Source organism: Mesorhizobium sp. CO1-1-11 (genome assembly GCF_020164995.1).
GTDB lineage: Bacteria > Pseudomonadota > Alphaproteobacteria > Rhizobiales > Rhizobiaceae > Mesorhizobium > Mesorhizobium australicum.
Genome location: NZ_JAIUHE010000017.1, coordinates 123433 through 147666 on the forward strand (window position 1 = coordinate 123433; position 24234 = coordinate 147666).

General features: G+C 60.7%; 18 protein-coding genes and 2 pseudogenes. 13 read left to right on the forward strand and 7 right to left on the reverse strand.

Going from position 1 to position 24234, the window contains the following annotated elements; genetic code table 11:
- Positions 1-213 precede the first annotated feature (213 nt).
- The 4 genes and pseudogenes from LB554_RS20715 (at position 214) to LB554_RS20730 (ending at position 5209) form a co-directional block, all read left to right on the forward strand.
- Positions 214-1257: a tartrate dehydrogenase gene (locus LB554_RS20715; RefSeq protein ID WP_224586630.1), complete on the forward strand. Its 1044-nt coding sequence runs from the start codon at positions 214-216 to the stop codon at positions 1255-1257.
- A 19-nt stretch (positions 1258-1276) separates the two neighbouring features.
- Complete coding sequence (locus tag LB554_RS20720) at positions 1277-2752, forward strand: NAD-dependent succinate-semialdehyde dehydrogenase (RefSeq protein WP_224586632.1); 1476 nt, start codon at positions 1277-1279, stop codon at positions 2750-2752.
- A 227-nt stretch (positions 2753-2979) separates the two neighbouring features.
- Positions 2980-3818: pseudogene (locus tag LB554_RS20725) on the forward strand (GNAT family N-acetyltransferase).
- 14 nt (positions 3819-3832) lie between these two features.
- Positions 3833-5209: an aspartate aminotransferase family protein gene (locus tag LB554_RS20730; RefSeq protein ID WP_224586709.1), complete on the forward strand. Its 1377-nt coding sequence runs from the start codon at positions 3833-3835 to the stop codon at positions 5207-5209.
- Positions 5210-5341: 132 nt separating this feature from the next.
- On the opposite strand, the gene LB554_RS20735 is transcribed toward LB554_RS20730, so the two are convergent.
- From LB554_RS20735 to LB554_RS20770, 7 genes are all read right to left on the reverse strand, one after another.
- On the reverse strand, positions 5342-5818 hold the full coding sequence (locus LB554_RS20735) for an Lrp/AsnC family transcriptional regulator (RefSeq protein WP_224586634.1): 477 nt from the start codon (positions 5816-5818) through the stop codon (positions 5342-5344).
- Positions 5819-5828: 10 nt separating this feature from the next.
- Complete coding sequence (locus LB554_RS20740) at positions 5829-6902, reverse strand: tartrate dehydrogenase (RefSeq protein WP_224586636.1); 1074 nt, start codon at positions 6900-6902, stop codon at positions 5829-5831.
- Positions 6903-6978: 76 nt separating this feature from the next.
- Positions 6979-8304 (reverse strand): NAD(P)/FAD-dependent oxidoreductase, encoded by a 1326-nt coding sequence (locus tag LB554_RS20745; protein WP_224586639.1) that lies wholly within the window; start codon positions 8302-8304, stop codon positions 6979-6981.
- A gap of 258 nt (positions 8305-8562) precedes the next feature.
- The gene (locus LB554_RS20750; protein ID WP_224586641.1) at positions 8563-9282 is read right to left on the reverse strand and encodes a cupin domain-containing protein; all 720 of its coding nucleotides are present in this window, start codon (positions 9280-9282) and stop codon (positions 8563-8565) included.
- 59 nt (positions 9283-9341) lie between these two features.
- A complete protein-coding gene (locus LB554_RS29560) occupies positions 9342-10406 on the reverse strand; it encodes a cupin domain-containing protein (RefSeq protein ID WP_318013217.1) in 1065 nt (354 codons plus the stop codon).
- A gap of 21 nt (positions 10407-10427) precedes the next feature.
- Positions 10428-11420, reverse strand: a complete 993-nt coding sequence (gene pdxA, locus LB554_RS20765; protein WP_224586643.1) for a 4-hydroxythreonine-4-phosphate dehydrogenase PdxA — start codon at positions 11418-11420, stop codon at positions 10428-10430.
- Positions 11417-12463: a four-carbon acid sugar kinase family protein gene (locus LB554_RS20770; protein WP_224586644.1), complete on the reverse strand. Its 1047-nt coding sequence runs from the start codon at positions 12461-12463 to the stop codon at positions 11417-11419. The genes pdxA and LB554_RS20770 overlap by 4 nt, the downstream gene beginning before the upstream one ends.
- Before the next feature lie 73 nt (positions 12464-12536).
- Between LB554_RS20770 and LB554_RS20775 the strand changes: the two genes are divergently transcribed.
- From LB554_RS20775 to thrC, 9 genes and pseudogenes are all read left to right on the forward strand, one after another.
- Positions 12537-13424 (forward strand): LysR family transcriptional regulator, encoded by an 888-nt coding sequence (locus tag LB554_RS20775; protein ID WP_224586654.1) that lies wholly within the window; start codon positions 12537-12539, stop codon positions 13422-13424.
- Between the two features lie 765 nt (positions 13425-14189).
- Entirely contained in the window at positions 14190-15854 is a 1665-nt protein-coding gene (locus tag LB554_RS20780; protein WP_224586713.1) for an ABC transporter ATP-binding protein, read from the forward strand.
- Between the two features lie 38 nt (positions 15855-15892).
- Positions 15893-17563 (forward strand): peptide ABC transporter substrate-binding protein, encoded by a 1671-nt coding sequence (locus tag LB554_RS20785; protein WP_224586656.1) that lies wholly within the window; start codon positions 15893-15895, stop codon positions 17561-17563.
- A 79-nt stretch (positions 17564-17642) separates the two neighbouring features.
- A complete protein-coding gene (locus LB554_RS20790; protein ID WP_224586658.1) occupies positions 17643-18593 on the forward strand; it encodes an ABC transporter permease in 951 nt (316 codons plus the stop codon).
- A 32-nt stretch (positions 18594-18625) separates the two neighbouring features.
- A complete protein-coding gene (locus LB554_RS20795) occupies positions 18626-19504 on the forward strand; it encodes an ABC transporter permease (RefSeq protein ID WP_224586660.1) in 879 nt (292 codons plus the stop codon).
- Between the two features lie 114 nt (positions 19505-19618).
- Positions 19619-20869, forward strand: coding sequence for an NAD(P)/FAD-dependent oxidoreductase (locus LB554_RS20800; protein ID WP_263485949.1), 1251 nt, complete (start codon positions 19619-19621; stop codon positions 20867-20869).
- 13 nt (positions 20870-20882) lie between these two features.
- Positions 20883-21040 (forward strand): annotated as a pseudogene (locus LB554_RS29655) (IS481 family transposase); the annotation flags it as partial.
- Between the two features lie 269 nt (positions 21041-21309).
- Positions 21310-22632 (forward strand): NAD(P)/FAD-dependent oxidoreductase, encoded by a 1323-nt coding sequence (locus LB554_RS20805; RefSeq protein ID WP_224586664.1) that lies wholly within the window; start codon positions 21310-21312, stop codon positions 22630-22632.
- A 167-nt stretch (positions 22633-22799) separates the two neighbouring features.
- A complete protein-coding gene (gene thrC, locus LB554_RS20810; protein WP_224586666.1) occupies positions 22800-24227 on the forward strand; it encodes a threonine synthase in 1428 nt (475 codons plus the stop codon).
- The last annotated feature ends 7 nt before the right edge of the window (positions 24228-24234 follow it).

Consider the following 24234-nt stretch of genomic DNA (forward strand, 5'->3'; position numbering starts at 1 on the left):
CCGGCCGAATAGCGCGCGCGGCGGTTCCAGAACAATCGACTTTCCAGGTCCCGCCCGACGCGATGCGACGCCGCCGGGCGGCTCATCCTCGGCGGAAAATGCGGCGCGCTGTCGACTATTGTTCCGATGAAACCCGGTACGAGATGCCGAATGTCGCTGCCGAGTTGAGCAGGCTGCGGCCTTCGGTGCCCATCGGTCCTTAGGAGGATCTTCATGAAGGCTTACACGATAGCGCACATCCCAGGCGACGGCATCGGCAAGGATGTGACCGAGGCGGGATGGGAGGTGCTGCAGGCTGCGGCAAAGCGAGGCGGTTTCGCCCTTGAGGATACAAGGTTCCCATGGTCGTGCGCCTACTATCTGGAAACCGGTGCGATGATGCCGCCTGACGGCGTCGAGATCCTACGGAAGTTCGATGCGATCTACCTTGGCGCTGTGGGGTGGCCAGCGAAGGTGGCCGACTCCGTATCGCTTCACGGACTGCTCCTGCCGATCCGAAAAGGGTTCACGCAGTATGCCAACATACGCCCGCACAGGCTGCTGCCAGGCGTTCAGGGTCCCCTTCGTTGTGAGGGTTTCGATGTCCTGTGCATCCGCGAGAACACGGAAGGCGAATATTGCGGCGCCGGTGGGCGCATTCATTCCGGCACGGCCAATGAGGTCGCGATCGAGACGGCGATCTTCACGCGTGCGGGTGTCGAACGAATCCTTCGTTTCGGTTTCGAACAGGCGAGGGGGCGCTGCAAGAAGCTCGCATCCGTCACCAAATCCAACGCCCAGAAACATTCCATGGTTTTCTGGGATGAGGTCACGCGCGAGGTGGCGAAAGACTATGCCGATGTGGAGGTCTCGCACTACCACGTCGACGCCATAGCCGCCCGCATGGTCCTGGCGCCTGAAAGCCTCGACGTGGTCGTCGCCTCGAACCTTTTTGGCGATATCCTCACGGATATTGGAGCGGCCATTCAGGGCGGGCTGGGTTACGCCGCCTCCGCCAATATCAACCCCGATCGCAGCGCGCCTTCGATGTTCGAGCCGGTCCATGGTTCGGCACCCGATATCGCGCATCTCGGCGTCGCCAATCCGATCGCCGCGATCTGGTCCGGCGCCATGATGCTCGGGCATCTGGGCGAGGGGCAGGCGGCAGCCGAAGTGATGTCGGCAATCGAGTCCGCAACCGCCCGTGGGATAGGCACGATTGCGGGCAAAGACAGCACTGAAGCAATCACGCAGGCCGTGCTGGCAGGATTAAGCTGAAAGAGCAGAGGAAAAGACCATGAACGCAATAACGAAGATTGGTTTCCTGAAGGATGCGGACCTGTTTCGCCAAAGGGGGCTCATTGGCGATGTCTGGCAGCATGCGCACAGCAACGCGACTGTCGATGTGATCGATCCGGCCAGTCTGGAAGTGCTTGGAACCGTGCCCGACATGGGCAGGGATGAGACAAGGGCTGCAATAGATGCAGCCCAGGCGGCGTTCAAGGACTGGAAGGCCAGGACCCATGCCGAACGCGGAGCGCTTCTGGAACGCTGGCACGGCCTGATACTGGAAAATGAAGAGGACCTGGCGTTGCTGCTGACGCTGGAACAGGGCAAGCCTCTGGCGGAGGCACGCGGTGAAATCCGCTATGGCGCCTCCTTCGTGAAATGGTTCGCCGAAGAAGCACGCCGGATCGGCGGCTCGACCATTCCCTCACCCACGGCCGGGCGCCGCATTCTAGTGCTGAAAGAACCTGTGGGCGTCTGCGCCATCATCACGCCATGGAATTTCCCCAACGCGATGATCACGCGCAAGGTTGCGCCTGCCTTGGCCGCCGGCTGCACCGTGGTGATCAAGCCGTCGGAATTCACGCCATTCTCGGCACTGGCGCTCGGCGTGCTGGCGGAACGGGCGGGTATCCCTGCCGGCGTGATCAACATTGTGACCGGCATGCCCGTCGAAATCGGCAACGAATTGATGTCCAACGAGACGGTGCGCAAGATCTCCTTCACCGGCTCGACCCGCGTCGGAGCGCTGCTCATGCGTGGCGCGGCCGATAGCATCAAGCGGTTGAGCCTGGAGCTTGGCGGGAACGCGCCTTTCATCGTCTTTGATGACGCGGATCTCGATCTCGCCGTCGAAGGGGCGGTAGACTCCAAGTTTCGGAATGGCGGCCAGACCTGCGTCTGTGCCAACCGCATTCTCGTGCAGGCCGGCGTCTATGAGGCGTTTTCTGGGAAGCTCGCCAGCCGAGTTGCAGCAATGAAGGTCGGTCCGGGCACCGAGGAGGGCGTCGTCATCGGGCCGATGATCAACAGTGCTGCAATTGAAAAGATCGAGCGGCATGTCGCGGATGCCCTGGAAAAGGGCGCTAGGATCATTGCGCAGAGCGATTCAGTGCCGGCAAGCCAGCAGTACTTCCGTCCCATTCTGCTCGGTGGCGCGACGACCCAGATGCTGCTGGCATCGGAAGAGACGTTCGGCCCGGTGGCCCCACTTTTTCGCTTCGAGACGGAAGAAGAGGCCATCGCGATCGCGAATGGTACGCCCTTTGGTCTTGCCGCCTACTTCTACACCGACAATCTCAAGCGGTCGTGGCGCGTTGCCGAGGCGCTGGAGTTTGGCATGGTCGGGCTCAACACCGGCCTCATCTCGACCGAGGTTGCGCCTTTCGGCGGTGTCAAGCAGTCGGGAGTGGGCCGCGAAGGATCGCAGCTTGGCATCGAGGAATATCTCGAGGTCAAAACGCTTCATGTAGGCGGGCTTAGGTAGTTGACTTTGCAGGTAGAACGCCTGCTGCTTCGCAGCGTTTGGAACGACAAGAAAGGGGCGGTGAAAACCGACCCCTCTTTATTCAAACCAGACACCACGTCGGCACAAGATGCGGCGCCGGCGGCAAACGAAAGTCAAAACACCTAACCCAAAGGTGCGCGTCGGGAGGAACTGCTGGCGACCGCAGCCTAACTTGGCATTGAAGAGTTCAGGCCGGAAAAAGACCCATGACCGCAGAGCAAATCACGCTCAAGACGATGACAACCGAGCATTTGAACGATGCTGTCGAATTGTCCCGTCATGTTGGATGGCCGCACCGTCGTGAAGACTGGGAACTGATGCAATCGCTCAGCCAAGGCGTCGTTGTCCAGGAGGAAGAACGTGTGGTGGGGACGATCTTGATGACGCCCTATGGCGACGATGCCGCCACCGTCAACATGGTCATCGTCGATGCCGCAATGCGCGGTCGCGGGCTAGGTCGCAAGCTGATGGAGGAGGCGCTTGCCAGAGCAGGCGAGCGCACTTGTTATTTGGTGGCAACGCAGGAGGGGCTCCCACTCTACGATAAGCTGGGATTTGTCGCGACCGGCAAGATCGTGCAGCACCAGCGGCCTGGCGCGTCTGTAGACGCACCGGCACATGTGTCATGGGGCGAGGACTGCGACCATGCGCGCCTGGTTGTTCTGGATCGCGCAGCCTTGGTCATGACCGGTCGGCGCTCATGGGCTCGTTGCGCGAATGCGCGAAGTTCGCCGTCGTTCGCGATGAAGGCGATGTTCAGGCGTTTGCGGCAATTCGTCGGTTTGGCCGAGGGCTGGTGTTTGGGCCTGTGGTGGCGAGGAAGCTTCACGAAGCGAGATGCCTTATCGACTTCCTGCTGGCCGACAGTGCGGGCGAGTTTGTCCGCATCGACACTGATGAATCCACAGATCTCGGCGAGTGGCTCACCCGTCACGGGCTGGCCTATGTCGGCGGTGGCATAACGATGCGACGAACCGCAGGCGAGCCGAACGACGAAACCACGGCACACCGAACTTATGTGCTCGTCAGTCAGGCGCTACGCTGAAATCGGAGGAAGAAATGCTTGCAAACTCCCTGATCGAACTCGATCGCGCGCATCTCGTTCACCCGTTTTCAAGCTATCGGAGCCACGAAGAAACGGGCGTCCGGGTGCTCAAATCCGCCAAGGGCGCGACCGTGACCGAGGCAAGCGGGAAAACCTTGCTGGACGGGTTCGCGGGTCTCTGGTGTGTCAACATCGGATACGGGCAGGAGAGCGTCGTCGAGGCAGCGGCCAAGCAGCTAAGAGAGCTTCCTTATGCGACGGGATATTTCGGGCTTGGGTCTGAGCCGGCCATTCGTCTCGCCGCCCGGCTTGCCGAACTGGCGCCTGGCGATCTGAACCATGTCTATTTCACGCTGGGCGGATCCGACGCGATAGACAGTACGATCCGTTTCATTCGCTATTTTTACCATGCCAAGGGGACGCCGCGAAAAGACCAGTTTATCTCGGTCGAGCATGGCTACCATGGATCCTCGACGGTAGGGGCAGGTCTGACCGCGCTTCCGGCTTTCCATGCGGGCTTCGGCGTGCCTTATAACTGGCAGCACAAGATCCCCTCGCACTACGCCTATCGTAATCCTGTCGGTTCCAACCCGCAGGCGATCATCGATGCATCGGTCGCGGCGCTGCGGGCCAAAATCGCTGAACTGGGCGCCGATCGCGTCGCGGCCTTCTACGCTGAACCCATCCAGGGTTCGGGTGGTGTCCTGGTTCCACCGACAGGTTGGCTAAAGGCCCTGCACGCCGTGTGCAAGGAACACGATATTCTGTTCGTTGCCGACGAGGTCATTACCGCCTTTGGCCGTACCGGTCCCCTTTTCGCTTGTGAGGAAGACGAGGTCGTGCCGGATCTGATGACCACGGCGAAAGGACTGACGTCGGGCTACGTGCCGATGGGCGCCGTCTTCATGACCGACCATGTCTACAATACGATCGCGGACGGAGCCGGCAAAGCGGCTGTCGGCCACGGCTATACCTACTCAGCCCATCCGGTGAGCGCGGCAGTCGGGCTCGAATGCCTGCGTCTCTATGAAGATGGCTTGCTCGAGAACGGGCGCAAGGCCGGGAAGCGCCTGATGGATGGCCTCCGCTCGCTCGCCGATCACCCGCTGGTTGGCGAAATTCGCGGTCGCGGCATGCTGGCCGCGATCGAGCTGGTCACGGACAAGGATCGTAAAACACCACTGCCGGCGGCGGCCGACCCGGGGCGCCGCATCTTCGACCGCGCCTGGGAGAACGGCCTTGTCATCCGCGCCTTCAACAGCGGCATCCTCGGCTTTGCGCCGCCGCTCTGCTGCACGGACGACAATATCGATGGTATCCTCGAACGCACCCGGATGACGCTCGATCAAACACTCGAAGACAAGGATGTGCGGGAAGCGATGAAGGGGTGATCGATGCCATCGCCGAAGCGAACTTGGCAATTGTCAGCTACGTGGAACGTCCTGCCTTTGCACAAGCGTGGCGAAACAGCAAGTGGGCGCAGTTGTGTACGGGCTCTCAGGTCCAGGACAGCAGCGCGCCTTTCATCTGTCGAAAATGACATCGAGAGGCAAATGGGATTTCACGATCGGTGACTTCAGCACAACGAAGCTGAAATATTTGTCGATCCCGATATCCAGTTCGAGCATGCGCTCCATGATCGTCTGATACTCGCTTATGCCCGCTGTGACGAACTTCACAAGATAATCGTACCCGCCCGAAATCAGATGGCATTCGATCACGGAATCGACTTTCTGAATGGCGGCGAGAAATCTCGCGAAGTCGTTCTGTTGATGGTGCTTGAGCGTCACCTCGGTGAAGATCGTTAGAGTCTGTCCGAGCTTGGACACGTCGATCTGGGCGGAGTAGCCGGTAATGAAGCCTTCCGCCTGAAGCTTCTTCACCCGCATCAGGCAAGGGCTTGGCGATAGATTGACCAGGTCGGCAAGCTCAACGTTGGTGACCCGCCCGTTCTTTTGCAGTTGGGATAAGATCTTGATGTCGATCTTGTCGAGCTTCATTGCATACCTGTCACACGTTCGAACCGCTGATCGTCCGGCAGACGGCGTCCGTCACGTCCTGCGTGGTCGCTGTCCCTCCCACGTCCGGCGTCAGCACGCCTTCGCTGGTCACCGTTTCCACAGCGCTCATCAACCGGACGGCGGCTGCGCTTTCGCCCAGATGTTCCAGCATCTGGGCAGCGGTCCAGAAGGTGGCGACGGGGTTGGCAATACCATTGCCGGCGATGTCGAAGGCCGAGCCGTGAATTGGCTCGAACATAGAGGGATAGCGCCGCTCGGGATCAATGTTGGCGGTCGGCGCAACGCCGAGACTGCCCGCGAGCGCGCCTGCAAGATCTGACAAAATGTCAGCATGAAGATTGGTGGCGACGATCGTATCGAGGCTGCGAGGTTTGAGTGTCATACGCACCGTCATAGCATCAACCAGCATCTTGTCCCACGCGACGTCAGGGAACTCTTGCGCCACCTCGGCTGCGATTTCATCCCACATTACCATGCCGTGACGCTGCGCGTTTGATTTCGTAACAACCGTCAGGAGCTTTCGCCGTCGTGATTGCGCCAGTCGGAATGCATAGCGCATAATGCGGGTGACGCCGACGCGCGTGAAGATCGCGACTTCGGTTCCCACCTCCTCGGGGAGACCGCGGTGGGCACGGCCGCCATGGCCGGAATACTCGCCCTCGGAATTTTCGCGCACGATCACCCAATCCAGGTCGCCAGGGCCAACGCCTGCCAGCGGCGAAACGATGCCGGGCAATATCCTGGTCGGCCGTACGTTCGCGTATTGATCAAAGCCTTGGCAGATCGGCAGCCGGAGACCCCAAAGCGTGATGTCGTCGGGCAGATCGGGGACGCCTACCGCGCCAAAGAAGATAGCATCGAAGCGCTTCAGTTGCGCCACTCCATCTTCGGGCATCATCCGGCCATTGGCCTTATAGTAGTCTGAGCCCCAGTCGAAGTGCTGGACGCGCAGTTTGAAGTCGCCGCAGCGCTGCTGCAGCGCCGCAAGCGCCTGGAGACCGGCGGCGATGACCTCTGGGCCGATCCCGTCAGCAGGAATGGCGGCAATCTCATATTCGCGCATCGTCACCTTCCCTGTTTTTTGTTCTCGCCCGCTCGCGGTCTCCTGTTCGACCGATTGCCGTCTTGGCAGACCGTACTCAGAACTCAGCGACCTTTCCCCATGCAGCGGTCTTCAGACGCCTCGGCCTATATGGGCGCGGATCGACGATCGGCTCGCTGCCCGTAACGATGTCTGCGATCATATGACCCGCGCCGGGGCCAGTCGCGAAGCCGTGACCACCGAATCCCGCCGCCAGGATTAAGCCCGGAATTCCCTCCACTTCACCGATTGCGGGAATGCCATCGGGCGTGCTGTCGATATAACCGGCCCAGACATCGGAGATCGCGACGCGCTGGAGTTCGGGCACCACTTTGCAAGCTCGTCGATATGTCAGCCGAATTTGCCCCATGTCGGGCTTCGGGTCGAGAATCCGGGTCCGCTCCATTGGCGTGATCTCGTCGAGGCCCCATTTGCGCAGGCTTTCATGACCTTGAACCCAGCCCTCGAAGGCGCCTGGGGCGAGATTGCGCCAGCGGCGGGCGAACATGGGTACAAATTCGCGGCTGAACCTGAACTGCTGCGGGGTTGGGTCGACGCGAGCTCGCCCGCCGATGGCCAGCGTGTATCCACCGTTGCCGCGCCGGGTTAGCGATACCCCCGCGCTATGTAGTGCGTCGGGCACTCCATTTGCTCCCGGCGCCACGGCAAGTATCGAAGCGCGCACGGAAGCCTGCGGAAATCGTACGCCGAGCTGGTTGCAGAACGAAGAGGCCCATGCGCCTCCGGCCATGACCACGGTCTTCGTGCGGATGGTTCCCGCTTCGGTTGCGACGCCGCTGACCTTGCCGGCGCTCAACTCCAGTCCACGCGCCGCGCAATGCTGATGCACGGTACCGCCCGCCGCCATGATACCGCGCGCGGTAACCGGCACTGCCTTGGACGAATCCGCCGTCCCGTCAGTCGGTGAGAAAACGCCGCCCTTCCATTTGCGCCCGGTCGCCTTGCCCTTTTCGGTGGCTTCCTCTGCGCTCAGAACATGCGTCGTAACGCCCACCGTCCTGGCGAAGTCACGCCATTTCGCCCAGCCAGCCAGTTCATTTTCGTCCTGTGAGAGATAGAGGAGGCCGCAACGGCGAAAGCCTGTCTCGTGCCCGGTCTCGTGTGCTACTTTCTCCCACAGATCGAGACTCTTGGTTGCCATCGGCAACTCCCGTGCATCGCGGTTCTGCTGGCGGCACCAGCCCCAGTTTCGGCTGGACTGCTCGGCGGCCACGCGCCCTTTCTCTACCAGGGCGACGCTGACGCCGCGGCGCGCGAGATAATACGCCGTGAACACGCCCACGACGCCCCCACCGATCACGACGACGTCCGCCTCGCGGGGCAGGGAAGGGCTGCACTCGATTTGCATTAGCGGCGCGGGCATCTGCGGAACTCCGGAAACTCTGAAGCATTCTAACTCGCGCCGAGAATAGGCAGGCTGCGGAGTTGTGTGCCTGGACGGAATATCCTGCGGTTAGTGGCCCTTAGGACATGCAATTATTGCGTGAAAAGGTCGCCGGCGTCCCAGCTCACAGAGGGGGTAGCCTATAGCCTAGAGCCATCTCGTGTGAAGGCGCGTCGATTGCGTATGCGGCCTAAAACTCAACGACCTTGCCAGGGACATGATGAATCTTGTTCTACGTCAGGCCTGGACGCTTTGAACCACGAAAAACTTCGCCACGCGATCGTTACTTTCCCATCCGATAGATGCGCCCTGGGGCACGAAAAGCGTATCTCCGGTGCCCGCCGACAGCACGCTGCCATCGGGCGCGGCGAATCGTACGCTTCCGGCCAGCAGATGCATGAACTCGTTCTGGCGATGCGGGCGAACAACCCGGTGGTATGGGGTCGAATCCCAGGTGCCCGCACGGTAATCCGCGCCGTCGCTGGAGAAGACGTTGTCGCTGCGGCAGTGCGGCGCGGGGCCAAGCAAAGCCTCAGCCGGTAGCGAAGCAGACGGCTTGAAGTCGGCGTCCGCGCGCAACTGGACAAGGCCGGGCTTCTTCGGTTTGTCGCAAGCGGCCGCGCAGAACGAAAACCGCGCTCCTGATTCAGTCTGGATGCGAAGCGTGGTGCCGCATCCCATGACAACACCCGATTGCGGACCGAGCACCAACGGGGCCGCGCCGGCCGCCGTCAGGATCAGCTCTCCTTCAACCACGACGATGGTTTCGATGTGGGGGAAGCTTGCGACTTCGAGCTCACCAACAAAGCTGGTTCGGCCCACGATCATCGAGTCCGGTCCTTCCCAGGCGATTTCGCGATGCCCCACAAAGGGATCATCCGTGCCGAACGCTGTCCTGCGGAAAGGGGTTGCAACGGGTGCGCCGTCGGCGCGATGCAGCACTATAGCCACGGTCATGATTGCTCCTGCGCGTTGCGCCATGATGTTACTGAAACCTAGCAGTCGGGACCGTCCTGCTAAGCACTCAAATGGGATCGATCAGAATGAGCGAGGTCAGTTACCTCGGGTGGATAGCAGGGTAGGGCGGTTGACGTTGCCAGCAACACTTCACATCCTTCCTCGCTCAAGGCCACCGCACTGTGCTCAACGCCATATGGGACGACGATGAACTCTCCGGGTTCGATAATTTCTTCACGGTCACGAAATTTCATGAGCAGGCGTCCCCGGTGAACGAAGAACAACTGATCGTCGTGCTGTCGAAATGACCAACTGGAGGCGCCATTGAACATGGCAATCTTGATTTGCATGTTGGTGGTATGCAGCTCGACTTTGGGCGCCGAAGGCGCGTGCAGCCCCGCAAACTCAATTGACAAATTCTTCTTGTAAATTGGCGAAAGGTGCTTGTTCAGGGCCGCGACGTCGCGAATGATTGCGGTGAGTTGGCTTGGTAGGTCATTCCCACTGGCCGGGTATTTGCCATCCAAAGCCGCAGTCCCAATCGTAAAACCAGCTGCGCCGGCGCCTTGGACGACTGCAATTCGTTCAGGGGTATCGATCGAACCTGCAATGTAGACAGGCTTGGTGACCGCAGCGCAGACTGCCTTCATCAACTCGGGCACGTTCTGCGCCGAACGATATGCCAACAGGTCCAGGCCATTCACTCCATCACGCCCTGCGATCGTCTTGGCACTTTCGACAATTTCGTCGATGGTGCCTTCAAGCACGCTCGGATGACCGGCGATCCGACCCGGAAACGGGAAGTACTGGATGCCGGTGTCCTTGATGATCGGCAGCACATCGTCGACCCGCGTGCCACCAAGAAGAACGTCAACGCCGATTTCGGCAGCTGCCTTTGCCGAAGCAATTTCGCTTTCGCGGTCCAGCGACACGACTTCCAGATAGGAAGTTGCACCGCCCGTCCTGATGGCCGCATTGAGGCCTTTCAACTGCTCGATCGGCAAGCCGATATCCTTGAATCCGATGTGCCGCACGCCGAGGCTGAGCGCGGTTTGAAGTTGCTGCGACGCGTCCGGAACCGTGCGGTCGTGGCGCGTAAGCATGAAGATGAAGCGTAACCCCATTGGTGGTGGTTCCTTTCGAATCTAGTTCGTGTTGGTTCGCGCCCCTACCAGCTGCTTGGCGTAGGCAAGTGCCGTTTCCAAGCTTGTGTGGTCTGCAATTCCACGGCCCGCGATGTCGAACGCCGTGCCGTGATCTGGGCTGGTGCGGACGAACGGCAAGCCAAGCGTGATGTTCACGCCCTTTTCCAGCCCGAGATACTTCACAGGGATCAGCCCTTGATCGTGGTATTGTGCCACCACAACATCGAATCGACCTTGCCGTGCTTGCATGAAGACAGTGTCGCCCGGATAAGGACCAGTGGCATCGATGCCCTCGGCCCGGGCCGCGTCGATTGCAGGGCGGATGATCCGGATTTCCTCGTCCCCGAAGAGGCCACCTTCACCTGCGTGCGGATTGAGACCCGCTACGGCGACACGCGGGGTCGCGAAGCCGAGAGCTTTTCCACCCTCGTGGGCAAGCCGGATGGCGGATAGCTGAGCGTCGAAATCGCCCTGTTCGATCGCCTTGCTCAGTGACGTGTGGATGGTGACGAGCACCGTGCGGATGTCATCGTTGGCAAGCATCATCGCCACGCGGTTGGCGCCGCCATAGTCGGCCAGAATTTCGGTATGGCCGGGGTAGCGGATTCCCGCGCTGGCCATCGCCTCTTTGTTGATCGGCGCCGTGACGATGCCGCTCACATCTCCGGACTTCGCTGCCGCGATCGCTGCCACGATGGCGTCGAAGGCCGCCTGCCCGCAAATCGCGCTGATACGCCCGATTGGTGGAGGCTCGGTAATCCGCGAGGTTTCGATGACTTCAATTCGCCGCGGCTCGAATTGGGCCGCATTGGCCGCGTTGATGCGTCGCACCTCGACGTTCAACCCGAGCCGCCGCACGGTGTCTTGCATGACAACATAGCTGCCGAACACGACGACGCGTTCGCCACCCTTCGCAAGCACCTTCGCCACGATCTCCGGCCCAATGCCGGAGGCGTCGCCCATCGTGAGAGCAAGCGGGGGAATGTTCATCATTGCGTTGCTCCACGTATCCGCGCGACGGCGCGCTCCAGAGCGTCGTCACCGCCAAAGCCTCCGGCCTTCATAGCGAGCAAGAGCGAGCGCCCATCGCCAAGCCTGGCGAGACCAAGCGGGAATCCGGGATCGAGTTCTTGCAGGATCTCGAACTCACGGACGTTGAGAAGGTCCAGGATCGCGTCCATCGTGTCGCCGCCGGTGGCGATTAAAGCGCCGAAGCGTGAGCTTTGAAGCTCTCGCGCCGCGTCCTGTGCTAGACGGCGCAGCACCGCTGCCGAGTCTCCCTCGCGCGCCCTTGGTCCGCGCAGCAGCATCACGCCGCTGGACTCCTGGAGTTGATCTGCCTGCTGATGGCTGCGCAAATTTGCGCTCCCAATGGCCACCAAGACATCGCTGCTGATGCCATCAAGCAAGGGCGGTAGGCTCTTCGCCAGCACGAAACGCCGCGATAGCGCTGTAGCCATTCCAGGAGAGCCAACCCAAAGGATCGACGCTGGATCCTCGATGGAAGCAATCTGCGAGTCGAGTTCTTCCTGGGTTACCGCATCAAGCAGCGTGACATTCTTGATGCAGTTCGGCACCAGGTCGACTAGCGCGGAATGCCGCACGGGATGCACTGGGTCATGGCCATAAGCACTTTCCGAGACCGAGATGCCGTCAACGAACTGAATGCCCCTCACTGTCGTACGTCCGGCCTGGGGGAATGCCGGCGCAAAAACCAGCGATTTGCGGCCGCTCGCCGCAAAGCATGCTTCAAGCTCCTCCGCTATGTGGCCGCGTAGCGTGGAATCCACTGTTTTGTAGAGCACGCCACGGCCGGCAAGTCGGTCGGTCAATCGAGCGGCCCGCTCGAATGCTTGCGACGCAGTAGCAGACCGCGAACCGCTATCGACTGCGATTACCGCCGCCGCTCGGCTTGGAAGCCGACCCCTGCCGATCGACGCAGTCAAGCCGCGGGCAACGAAAGGTGCTGCGCCATCCGCCGCGCTGGTGAGGTCGTCGGCGAGGACCGCTATACTGGGTTGATGATTGGTGCGCATGCATCAATTAACAAAACCCCGCAAACGATGAAAAGCGATAGTTTCTGATGAAATCGGTGATAGATTATCACTGATGGATCGCTCGGACATACCCTCGCTCGACGACCTGCGCGCGTTCGAAGCAACAGCGCGGCTGGGCTCAGTTCGGCTTGCAGCAGAATCGCTTGCACTCACGCACGGCGCCGTCAGTCGCCGTATCACCAAGCTCGCCAATGACATTGGTGTCAGGTTGTTTGAAAAGAATGGGCGAGGTCTGCGGCTCACCCCCGCCGGCGAGACGCTCAACCTCACCCTCAGCAGGTTTTTCGGCGAGTTGGCCGCCACAGTGCAAGGCCTGCGTGCCACCAATGCCGGAAGCAGTTCCCTGGTGCTCTCCTGCGAGCCTTCCGTTGCCATGCGTTGGCTCATTCCGCGGCTTGGGGCGCTTCAAGTGGCGCATCCGAACATGGCCCTCCACCTCTCCGTAGGTGGAGGGCTGGTGGACTTTCGTAAGAAACAGGTCGATCTCGCTATTCGACGGCTGGACTTCGCTGTGCCTGAGACGTGGAACGTCCGGCCCCTTTTTTCCGAAAAGGTTGGACCCGTTATGAGGCCGGAACTTGTGGCAGAATTCGAACATGGCGACTATCTCGCTCTCGGGTCGAAGACCCGACCTGACGCGTGGGCGCAATGGCTGAAGACCCATCCGTCTGCGCGTCGACCCACAGACATCCGGTACTTCGACAATCACGCGCTGATCGTCGAGGCTGCGTCTGCAGGCCTTGGCGTAGCCCTCAGTCCGCTCGTAATTGCGATTGACGATGTGGAACGAGGAAGCCTGGCGGCCCCTGCTGGCTTTGACCCTGACGGCAGTCAATATGGGTTGATATGGTTGGGCTCGAGTGAACTGGAAGGTGTGGAGTTTGAACTCGCAGAGTGGCTTCATGCGCAGTTCAGCCGCCTGGGACCAAATCGCCTTTGAAAGGAGCGCTCTGGGAGCTTCGCCCAGCTGAACGTGGCCGACCCGGCGTCGAAAAGCAGCAGCCGGGCATCGATGAGCGGCACAGTTTGCGGTGCTGTTCGTCACTGCTTTTATTTGCCTCTGGTGAGGCATCGCATGGGCGAATCACAGGCTTCGTGCACCTCAGGCCGGTTGTTGCTTACCTTCAACGCCTGGACGGGCGCCAGTCTATTTCAATGCGGAAAATTCCGGCGTGGCGGATCGTGCAAAATTCCTGTGGCAAGGAATGCCGTGCCCGCCTTGGACAGATCGGCACCGCCGCTGGCGTCATTGCTCATTCATTTTTCGGGCAATCACTCTCAGACTCTCAGCTAGCCCGCGCCACCATCAACCATGCCAAACAGAGTGAAATGCCAATTCGGACGTTTTTTTCAGAAGTTCATGCCGCCCGAGCGCCAACTTTCGAAGACTCTGCGGAAACAGAACAGCCACACTGGCTGGAAGAACGGGGTACCCTTCCTTACGGCAGGCAAGCTCCCGAGGACCTCCGATAGGCAGAGCTGCCCGATGGAGAGTTCTCCAAGAATAGGGAACAGTGTCCGATACGGGGACCGAACTTCATAAGGGAGCCGCCAGGATGAGTAGAATCCGTCTCTCGCAGCCTCAGGGCGCGAAGCGCCGAGATGGCCAGGCTGCGGCTGCTACGGTGCCGCTTTGCTGCTCAAGGGGCGATGATGCAGTCCGCAACAGGGTGGCTCCGCTTCGGTGGAATGGGAGGTGATCCAGATGGTCGCAAGCATCCAGGCTGTAGCCCCCCACGATGTGGCGCTTTCGGTGCGCGACCTCACGGTGAATTTGCCGAAAGGCATGGAACGAACCTATGCGGTCGAGAACATTTCCTTTGATCTGAAACGCGGCCAGATCCTCTGCATCATCGGCGAGTCCGGATCAGGCAAGTCGGTCACGGCGAACGCGATCATGGGTCTTCTGCCAAAGGTAATCCGCGTCTCATCGGGTGTCATCCAGCTAGAGGGAATGAACATCATCGGCATGTCGCCCGACAAGCTGCGCAACTTGCGCGGCCGGGTCGTGTCGATGATCTTTCAGGACCCGCTCTCGGCGCTCAACCCCCTGATGACCGTGGGCGCGCAGATTGACGAGGTGATGGCAGCGCATGGATACGGGACGCCACAAGCCTGTCGAAACCGCGCCATCGAGCTGCTCACCGAAGTCGGCCTGCCAGATCCCGAACTCATGTATCACCAGTACCCTTTCCGGCTATCGGGCGGGCAGCGACAGCGCGTCATGATTGCCATGGCCTTGGCGCTCGAGCCGACGGTGCTGATCGCCGATGAGCCGACCACCGCGCTCGACGTGACAACCCAGGCACAGATCCTGGAACTCATCAGAGACATTCAGCGCCGCAAGGGCATGAGCGTGATGTTCATAACCCACGATTTTGGTGTGGTGGCCGAGATCGCCGACAGCGTCGTGGTGATGGAAAAGGGTCGCATCGTTGAACAGGGCAGCGCCGAGCAAGTGCTGAAGTCGCCCAAGCATCCTTATACCCAGCGCCTGATCGCGGCCGTTCCGTATCTGACCGGCGAAGATCGCTCTCGTGCGGAGTCCGACAGCAAGCAGCCGATCCTGAAGGTCGAGGGCCTGATTAAAACCTATCGTGGCGGCGGCGCGCTGTTTGGTGCCCAGCGGATAGTGAAAGCGGTGAACGAGGTTTCGTTCGAACTGGCGCCAGGCCGCACCTTGGGGGTCGTAGGCGAGAGCGGTTCGGGAAAATCCTCGCTGGGCCGGCTGCTGATCAAATTGCTGGACAGCGACGGCGGTGAGATTTTGTTCGAGGGATCTGACATAGCTAAGCTTCCCGAAGCGAAGTTCCGCCCGCTTCGGCCGCGGATCCAGATGATCTTCCAGGATCCCTTCGCTTCTCTGAACCCACGCTCGACGGTCGGCCATATACTGACGGTGGGTCCGGTGGCACACGGGATGCCTTATGCCCAGGCGCGCGAAGAAGCGCGGGCGCTTCTGGCCCATGTCGGTCTCGATGCCGGCGCCTTCGACCGCTATCCGCACGAGTTCTCGGGTGGGCAACGCCAGCGCATCGGCATCGCCCGTGCACTGATGTTCAAACCGAAGCTGTTGATCGCCGACGAGGCGGTCTCCGCGCTCGACGTGTCTATCCAGGCGCAGATTCTGCAGCTTCTGGACCAGATCCAACGCGAGACCGGCGTGTCGATGGTCTTCATCACCCACGACCTGCGCGTCGCCAGCCAGATCTGTGACGAAATCGCCGTGATGCAGAAGGGACGGATCGTCGAGCGCGGACCGCCCTCGCAGATATTCCTGAACCCGCAAGCTGCCTACACCCGCCAACTCGTGGCGGCGATTCCAGGGGAGAGACCGGGCAATGCCCGCCCAATTGCAGCAAACGCATAAAAAATAACGCGAACAATCGCTAAAAGAGAGGAACTGCTATGACCAAAAATTCAACGACTACTTCCAACTACTCGAGACGCCAGGCGCTGCGACTGATGGCGCTCGGTGGGGCCGCAGGCCTGATGGCGCCCAATCTGCTGGGCAAGCCCGCTTTCGCCAAGACCCCTGCCGCGGGTCCGGCCGGTCGGGTCGTCGTCGGTCTTTCACAAGAGCCGACCGTGTTTAATCCGCTGATGGCGCATATCGAAGTCGATGACGCGGTCCATTTCTCAGTTTTCGACGCCTTGGTCCGCAAGGATCCCCAAGGCCTTCTTCAGCCGAATCTTGCCGCCGAGGTGCCAAGTCAGAAGAACGGCGGCATTTCGCAGGACGGTCTCAACTGGCGCATCCGGTTGCGTGACGATGTTCGCTGGCACGACGGTGAGCCCTTCACGGCTGAGGATGTCAAATACACCCTTGAACTCATCACGAACCCGAAGTTTCGCGCTTGGCGTACGAGCGGCCATTCGCTCGTACAGGACATCACTGTGGTCTCCCCAACCGAGATCACATGGCGGATGAAGGAGGCTTTTGCGCCCTATCTTTCGTTCCTGGCCGAAACCTTCATCGTGCCAAAGCACATTCTGGAGAAAGAGGCCGATCCGAATACGGCCGCGTTCAATCAGGCGCCGATCGGCACCGGCGCTTTCAAGTGGAGCCGGCGGGTAGCGGGCGACCACATCGAGCTCGCCGCCAACCCGGAGTATGCCGGCGAAGGCCCCTATGTCGAGCAACTCATCTTCAAATACATCCCCGACATGACCGTGCTCTACACGCAGTTCAAGAGCGGCGACGTGGACCTGGTCGATCAATCCTACATCACCGCCGACCACTACACTGAAGCCCGTGATCTACCAGATCGCGTGGTGACGTTGGAGACCGGGGCATCGCTCGAGTCGATCTACCTCAATTTGGGCCGCCCGCAATTCAAGGAGTTGGCCGTTCGCGAGGCTCTCTACGCCGCGATGGATAGGAAGGCGATTGTCGACACGATCTACTACGGTGTGGGCACTCTCACTGAGACCTTCATGCCGAAGGAGTCCTACTACTACAATCCGAATCTTCCCGCACAGGAGTTCAATTTGGACCGTGCGCGCAAGATTCTGGATGAGGCTGGCTGGACGCCGGGTCCCGATGGTATCCGCGTCAAGGATGGAGTGCGACTGTCTTTCGCCAACTCGACAACTTCTGGCAACAACCTCCGCGAGCAGACGCAGCAGTTCCTGCAGCAGACGTTTGCCGAGATCGGCGTCGAGATGACGATCTCGAACTTGCCAGCTGCCGTCATGTGGGGCGATTTCTGGCTGAAGTCGCAATTCGACACCGCCATGGTGGGCGTCACCTATCTGATTGCCGCGGACCCCGATGCGACAAACCGCCTCCATACGAAGGCAATCGCCGCTCAAGGCGGACACGGCTCGAATACCGGGCAATATTCTAATCCTGAGGTCGATGCCCTGCTCGAAAAGGGTGCTCGCATCTTCGATCCGGAAGAGCGCCGCGGGATCTATAATCGCGTGCAGGAAATAGTGCGCCATGATCTGCCCTTCCTGCCGGTGTCAGCGCTTACAAACGTGCTCGGACGCAAGGCAGGGCTGGACGGCTTCAAGCCTAACGCCAACACCCGCACCGCCTCCTGGGATGCCGCGGCCTGGCGCTGGAAGAGTTAAGGCCTGCAGTTGCCGCCGCCCGATCCACCGCGGCGGCGGCAACAGACTGAAATCATCACCCCCAAGACGGAGGAATAGAATGCGCGGCTTCCTGCTCAATCGCCTCTCGCAGAGTCTGGTGCTGCTTGTGATCGTTTCGATCATCGGCTTCGGCATTCTGAACCTCCTTCCCGGCGGGCCGCTGGCGCAGTTTGGGCTCGATCCCAGCATGACCCAGGAGGATCTCGCTCGTATCAAGGGGCTTCTGGGCCTAGATCGACCGATATGGATCCAATACCTGGACTGGGCATGGCGGCTGCTGCAGGGCGACTGGGGTCATTCGTTCCGCGACGGGGCGCCGGTATTGCAGATCATTGGCAGCCATCTCTTTGCCACGCTGCTGCTGATGGGATCCTCAACCGTGATTGCGATCTCCATTGGCGCCTGGATTGGAATTCGGGGCGCCACGCGCCGCTACTCGCTATTCGACTATCTCGCAACGGTCGGCGCCATGGTCGCCTTGTCGGTCCCTACCTTCTGGTTCGGCCTCGTCGGCATCTACATCTTTACTCTGAAGTTGGGCTGGCTGCCCGCGGGCAATATGTCGGAGATTGGCGATTCCTCGATCCTGGGCTATCTCCACCATCTGATCCTGCCAAGCATCGTGCTGTCGCTGGTCCATGTCGCGATCTGGAGCCGCTACATGCGGACGGCGACGCTCGACGCCATCAGCCAGGACTTCGTCAAGACGGCTCGGGCCAAAGGCTTGAGTGAACGCCGGATATTGACGAAGCATGTCGTCGGCAACGCGCTTTTGCCGATGATTACCCTGGCGGGGATGCAGCTTCCCAGCGTCCTGACCGGCGCGCTGGTGACCGAAACTGTCTTTACCTGGCCAGGAATGGGACGGTTGTTCCTCGATAGCCTTGGTTACAGCGACTATCCGGTTGTGATGGGGCTGCTGATGTTCTCCGCTATCCTCGTTCTGCTTGGAAACCTGATCGCCGACATTGTCGTCGCTATTGTCGATCCGCGCATTCGACTGGCTTGAGCGCGCAACTTCCCCGACAGGAGACAGCCGATATGACCGCATTCACCGCAAATGCAGCTCCAAGCCGATGGACAAACAACCGCGCGGCGCTTCGTTTCATGCGGCATCGCCTGGCGCTGCTCGGCTTGGCGATGATCATCCTCCTCAGCCTCGCTTGCGTCGTCGGCCCGCATCTCCTGCCTTATGACTCACTGTATATCGATCTGCGGGCCCGCTTCGCTGCCCCGCTTACGGGCCACCACTTTTTGGGCACTGATCCGCTCGGCCGCGACCTGGCGGCAAGGCTCTTGATGGCGGGACGAATCTCGTTGCTGGTAGGCTTTTTCGCAATGGTGTTGTCGACGCTGATCGGCACGCTCGTCGGGGTAATTGCTGGATACCGCGGCGGCTGGATAGGCGCGTCGCTGATGCGCATGGTAGACGGCTTTCTGGCCTTCCCGTCTATCTTCCTTGTGCTGGCCCTTGCCGCGGCCCTGAAACCCAGCCCGATAATGATTACCGTCGTAATCGCTGCGACCAGCTGGATGGAAGTAGCCCGAATTGTGGAGGCCGAGGTCCGCTCGCTTCGCGAGCGCGAATTTGTCCAGGCCGGGCGAATGCTGGGGCTGAGCGGCACCCATATCATGTTTCGGGAGATCCTTCCCAATGCCATCGGTCCAATCATCGTTGCTTCCACCTTGACGGTGGCGCGCGCCATTCTCATGGAAGCCTACATCAGCTTTCTCGGCTACGGCATCCAGCCGCCACTGCCTAGTTGGGGCAACATGCTCAACGGCGCGCAGCAATATCTGGGCAGCGCACCATGGCTGGCAATCATTCCCGGAGCGGCCATCACCATCGCGGTCACCAGTTTCAATTTCATCGGCGACGGGCTGCGTGACGCTCTGGACGTACGAGATGACCATATTTGAATACCGCGAACCGTCACATGCCTAAACCCTGGAACATCAAGAGAAGCCAGTCACGTGCAAGAGCCCAAAGTCGCCGAAAAGAACACGCCCTACTGGTGGGAAGCGGCGCCCGTCATGCCGCTGCCGCGTCAGCCGCTGGCAAAGAAGCTCGATGTGGTGATTGTCGGCGCCGGCTATGCCGGGCTTTCGGCCGGGCTAGTGCTGGTGCGCGAGGGGCGCTCCGTCGCCGCTTTTGATGCGATGCATCCGGGCGAGGGTGCTTCCACGCGCAACGGCGGGATTACGAGCGGGAGCATCCGGCCGGATTCTGCCACGATCACCAGGCGCTTCGGTGAAGAGAAGGCCATGGCGATCGAGGCTGAGGGCAAGGTCGCTCGCGAATTCCTGTACGATTTCATCAAGGACGAAGGGCTCGACTGCGACTTCCGGCTGGTTGGCCAGTTCAAAGGCGCTTTCGGCTATGAACAGTATGAGAAGATGGCGCGCGGCGCCGAGAGGCTGGCTAAGAAACTGCGGATCGAGTCCTACGCCGTTCCGCATGCCGAGCAGCGGAACTATATCGGCACCGACTTCTACCGCGGCGGAACCGTTCGGATGGACATTGGCGGGCTGCACCCCGCCAAATTCCACGCTGAACTCCTGCGGGTCGCGCTCGCATCCGGGTTGACGGTCCATTCGCAAACGGTGGTCAAATCGATCGAGAGGAATGGTTCGGGGTTCCGCGTCGTGACTTCGGCAGGGACGGTGGATGCGCGGCAGGTTCTGGTCTGTACCAACGGCTACACCGACGGCGCCGCTCCCTACCTGCGCCGCCGGCTGGTTCCGGTCCGCAGCCGCATCATCGTCACCGAGGAACTCGCGCCCGATGTCATGGCGCGACTGATGCCGAAGCTGATGACGATCACGGAGAATCGGCAACTCGGTTTCTATTATCGTCCCACGCCTGACGGAAAACGCATACTGCTGGGGGGGCGTGACAGTTCTCGCGTCGGCGATCCGATTGCCCCGAAACTTCTCCTACGCAAGGGCCTGGTGAACCTCTTCCCGGAGTTGGAGAACGTGCGCCTTTCGCATTGCTGGTTCGGCAACGTAGCGATGAACCGCGACATGCTGCCCCGCATCTTCGAGAAGGATGGTGTGGTCTATGCCACCGGCTTCTGTGGTTCGGGCGTGGTCTGGGCACCGTGGGTCGGTATGCGTGCGGCCCACAAATTGTTGGGGCATGGCGAGCAGTCGCGCACGGCGTTCGACTTTCGACCGCCTTCCGCCATCCCGCTCTATCGCGGCAATCCTTGGTTCATGCCGGCGATTATCCAGGGCTATCGGTTGCAGGACCGCATCGCCTTCTGGCGCGCCAGCCGCTGACCGGCAAAGGTGACGGGCGCACGCCTTCGAATATGCCTGCGCCACGAACGACATCGAGCACTGTACGAGTGGGGCCAAGCATCATTGGACCAATGGACAGGTCGAGAGGATGTACCGCACGATCAAGGACGCCTCCGTCAAACGCTTGTCTATGAGAGCCACGATCAGCTCGGGTAACACTTCGCCGACGTCGACTACAATTCGCACGCAGGCTCAAGACCCTCAAACCCGATCCAACGGACTCGCGAGCAGGCTACGCCGCCCTGCGCCGAACTGGAACTCGGTCCGGCTTGAGCAGTTCGTATCGATCAGGGGATCAAAAACCCGCACATCTGACGAAGTCCTAGATGATTTCGGCACATTCTTTCGAGCGCACGATGCGATGAAGGGCTGATCGGAACTTTGCTTCCGCATTCTTGGCAGCCGAGGTTGGTTGGAACATGTCGCCCCGAGTCGAACGCATTCACAGCGATGAGCGTCTCCCGTCCGAGGTCGACGTCGTCATCGTCGGCGGCGGCATCCTCGGCTCTACGGCCGCCTATTTCCTGGCGAAGCGTGGCCTCTCTGTGGCTCTGCTCGAGAAGGGCCACGTCGCCTGTGAACAATCGAGCAGAAACTGGGGTTGGTGCCGCCGGCAGAACCGCGATCGGCGCGAACTGCCGCTCTCGGTGATCTCCATGCGACTGTGGGACGAGCTGACGCGCGATATCAATCGCGACCTTGGATTTCGACGCTGCGGTCTCGTCTCTGCGACTCACGACGAGGCTGTGCTTGCCGGCTGGGAAAGGTGGCGCGAGGTCGCCAGGGAGTACGAGGTCGACACCCGCATGCTGAGCCGGGCGGAGGTGGCCGAGCGCGTCCCCGAAGCGCGCGACAAATGGGTCGGCGGGACCTATTCGGAACGGGATGGTAAGGCCGAGCCTGCGCTCGCCGCGCCGGCTATCGCCGGTGGGGCCAGAGCTCTGGGCGCCACCATCCACCAGGAATGCGCCGCGCGCGCGCTCGACTTGGCCAATGGCAAGATTGCGGGCGTGCACACGGAGAAGGGCTACATCAGAACCAGCGCGGTGCTGTGCGCCGCTGGCGCCTGGTCCTCGCGCTTCCTTAGGCCCCTCGGAATCAGTTTCCCCCAAGCGAGCATCCGGCAGACCGCGCTGCGTTCCACCCCGACAATCAACATAGGCGAGGCAATCTCCACACCCTACTGCACGATCACGCGCCGACTGGACGGCAGCTATACGCTTGCGATCAGCGGCAAGGCGAACCTCGAAATCACGCCCCAGGCTATCCGGTATAGCAGGGAATTCATGCCGCAATTCTTGCGTCGCCTAAAGAACGTTAGGCTGGGCATCGGCCAATCATTCCTTTCGGGGCCGGATTCAATGCCGGCGCTGCTGACCAACAACGATCGGATTTTCGAACAGAATCGCGTGCTGGATCCTCCGCCCTTGAAGTGGCTGGTGAGCCAAGTTGTGGAGAGTGTGCGGAAAACCTTTCCGCAGCTCGGCGATATAAAGATCGATAGCGCCTGGGGCGGCCTCGTCGATTGCACGCCGGACGCAGTGCCTGTGGTGTCGCAGGTGGACGGGGTGAAGGGCCTCGTCCTCGCGGCGGGCTGCTCGGGCCACGGCTTCGGTTTGGGCCCGGGGCTTGGTCATCTGGCCGCAGAGCTTGTCGTAAACGACACGCCTTGCGTCGATCCTACACCGTTCCGCCTGTCGCGTCTGGTCGACGGCTCGAAGCTGGACATCGCCGCCATCTGAAGATCAGCCGGAAGTCAGGCCTGACGCGCACCAACAATCGCCGCTATGGCCTGCAGGACAAGATCGCGTGGTGGCAGGCCTAACGTTGACGGCTGAAGCTGGCGGCCCATTGACCACGCGGCGCTGCGGCCCGGCTGAACGATCGCGTCTACAACGAAGAGCGTCACATGCACTACATCTCCACGCGCGGCCATCCCGAACGCAGGAAGTTCTGCGAAATCCTGCTCGAAGGTCTGGCGCCGGATGGCGGGCTCTATGTGCCCGAGACCTACCCGCGTGTGGATGACGCAATGCTGGATCGCTGGCGGAGGCTGTCCTATCCGGACCTCGCCTTCGAGATCCTATCGCTCTACATCGACGATATTCCGCCCGCCGATCTGAAGGCCATCTGCGCGAAGACCTATACGCCCGAGGTTTTCGGGACCGCGAGGATCATGCCGGTGCGCGCGCTTGAGACGTGTCTCCACGTGGCGGAACTGTCCAACGGCCCCACGCTGGCGTTCAAGGACATGGCGATGCAGTTGCTTGGTAATCTCCTAGAGTATGAACTGGCGCGGCGGGGTGAGGAACTGAACATCCTCGGGGCGACCAGTGGCGATACGGGCAGCGCGGCGGAGTATGCCATGCGCGGCAAGAAGGGGGTGCGGGTCTTCATGATGTCGCCGCACGGGCGCATGAGCACCTTTCAGCAAGCCCAGATGTTCAGCCTGCAGGACGAAAACATCCATAACATCGCCATCGAAGGGGTGTTTGACGATTGCCAGGATATCGTGAAAGCCGTGTCCGGCGATGGTGATTTCAAGAGGCGCCACCGGATAGGCGCCGTCAATTCGATCAACTGGGCCCGGCTGGTGGCTCAGGTCGTCTACTACTTCTCCGCCTACTTCCAGGTCACCGCGGGGAACACATCAGAGGTCGACTTCACTGTTCCTTCGGGGAACTTCGGAAACATCTGTGCTGGTCACGTTGCGCGCACGATGGGACTTCCCGTATCCCGTCTCGTTATTGCAACCAACGAGAACGACGTGCTCGATGAGTTTTTCCGAACCGGCGTGTATCGCGTGCGGGGCCGAGCGGACACGTATGAAACATCAAGCCCATCGATGGACATTTCCAAGGCCTCCAATCTCGAGCGTTTCGTCTTCGACCTGCTCGGTCGCGATGCGGAGCGGACGAAATCAATGTTCGACGACCAACTCAGGGGACGAGGATCGTTCGATCTCAGTGGCGATTCCGCCTTCGCGCAGGTGGCCGCTCGTTTTGGCTTCTGCAGCGGCAAGAGCACGCACGCCGACCGGTTGGAAACGATCCGTGACAGTTGGCGCCGCTTCAACACGCTGGTCGACCCACACACAGCTGACGGCATCACGGTCGCACGCAGGCACTCCGTTCCGGAGATGCCGATGATCGTGCTCGAGACGGCGCTGCCGGTCAAATTTGCGGAGACCATCAGGGAGGCTTTGGGCCACGAGCCAAGTCGTCCAAAACGGTTCGATGGAATAGAAGATTTGCCGAGACGATTTAAGGTCCTTCCCGCCGATGCACAGACCGTAAAGACCCACGTCGCCGAAATTTTGCACTCTGCGGCCCGCTGAAGAACTG

What these genes read in the sequence shown, in the direction of transcription:
- LB554_RS20715 (WP_224586630.1), top strand. Translation starts at nt 214, where the DNA reads ATGAAGGCTTACACGATAGCGCACATCCCAGGCGACGGCATCGGCAAG.
- LB554_RS20720 (WP_224586632.1), top strand. Translation starts at nt 1,277, where the DNA reads ATGAACGCAATAACGAAGATTGGTTTCCTGAAGGATGCGGACCTGTTT.
- LB554_RS20730 (WP_224586709.1), top strand. Translation starts at nt 3,833, where the DNA reads ATGCTTGCAAACTCCCTGATCGAACTCGATCGCGCGCATCTCGTTCAC.
- LB554_RS20735 (WP_224586634.1), bottom strand. Translation starts at nt 5,818, where the DNA reads ATGAAGCTCGACAAGATCGACATCAAGATCTTATCCCAACTGCAAAAG.
- LB554_RS20740 (WP_224586636.1), bottom strand. Translation starts at nt 6,902, where the DNA reads ATGCGCGAATATGAGATTGCCGCCATTCCTGCTGACGGGATCGGCCCA.
- LB554_RS20745 (WP_224586639.1), bottom strand. Translation starts at nt 8,304, where the DNA reads ATGCCCGCGCCGCTAATGCAAATCGAGTGCAGCCCTTCCCTGCCCCGC.
- LB554_RS20750 (WP_224586641.1), bottom strand. Translation starts at nt 9,282, where the DNA reads ATGACCGTGGCTATAGTGCTGCATCGCGCCGACGGCGCACCCGTTGCA.
- LB554_RS29560 (WP_318013217.1), bottom strand. Translation starts at nt 10,406, where the DNA reads ATGGGGTTACGCTTCATCTTCATGCTTACGCGCCACGACCGCACGGTT.
- pdxA (WP_224586643.1), bottom strand. Translation starts at nt 11,420, where the DNA reads ATGATGAACATTCCCCCGCTTGCTCTCACGATGGGCGACGCCTCCGGC.
- LB554_RS20770 (WP_224586644.1), bottom strand. Translation starts at nt 12,463, where the DNA reads ATGCGCACCAATCATCAACCCAGTATAGCGGTCCTCGCCGACGACCTC.
- LB554_RS20775 (WP_224586654.1), top strand. Translation starts at nt 12,537, where the DNA reads ATGGATCGCTCGGACATACCCTCGCTCGACGACCTGCGCGCGTTCGAA.
- LB554_RS20780 (WP_224586713.1), top strand. Translation starts at nt 14,190, where the DNA reads ATGGTCGCAAGCATCCAGGCTGTAGCCCCCCACGATGTGGCGCTTTCG.
- LB554_RS20785 (WP_224586656.1), top strand. Translation starts at nt 15,893, where the DNA reads ATGACCAAAAATTCAACGACTACTTCCAACTACTCGAGACGCCAGGCG.
- LB554_RS20790 (WP_224586658.1), top strand. Translation starts at nt 17,643, where the DNA reads ATGCGCGGCTTCCTGCTCAATCGCCTCTCGCAGAGTCTGGTGCTGCTT.
- LB554_RS20795 (WP_224586660.1), top strand. Translation starts at nt 18,626, where the DNA reads ATGACCGCATTCACCGCAAATGCAGCTCCAAGCCGATGGACAAACAAC.
- LB554_RS20800 (WP_263485949.1), top strand. Translation starts at nt 19,619, where the DNA reads ATGCCGCTGCCGCGTCAGCCGCTGGCAAAGAAGCTCGATGTGGTGATT.
- LB554_RS20805 (WP_224586664.1), top strand. Translation starts at nt 21,310, where the DNA reads ATGTCGCCCCGAGTCGAACGCATTCACAGCGATGAGCGTCTCCCGTCC.
- thrC (WP_224586666.1), top strand. Translation starts at nt 22,800, where the DNA reads ATGCACTACATCTCCACGCGCGGCCATCCCGAACGCAGGAAGTTCTGC.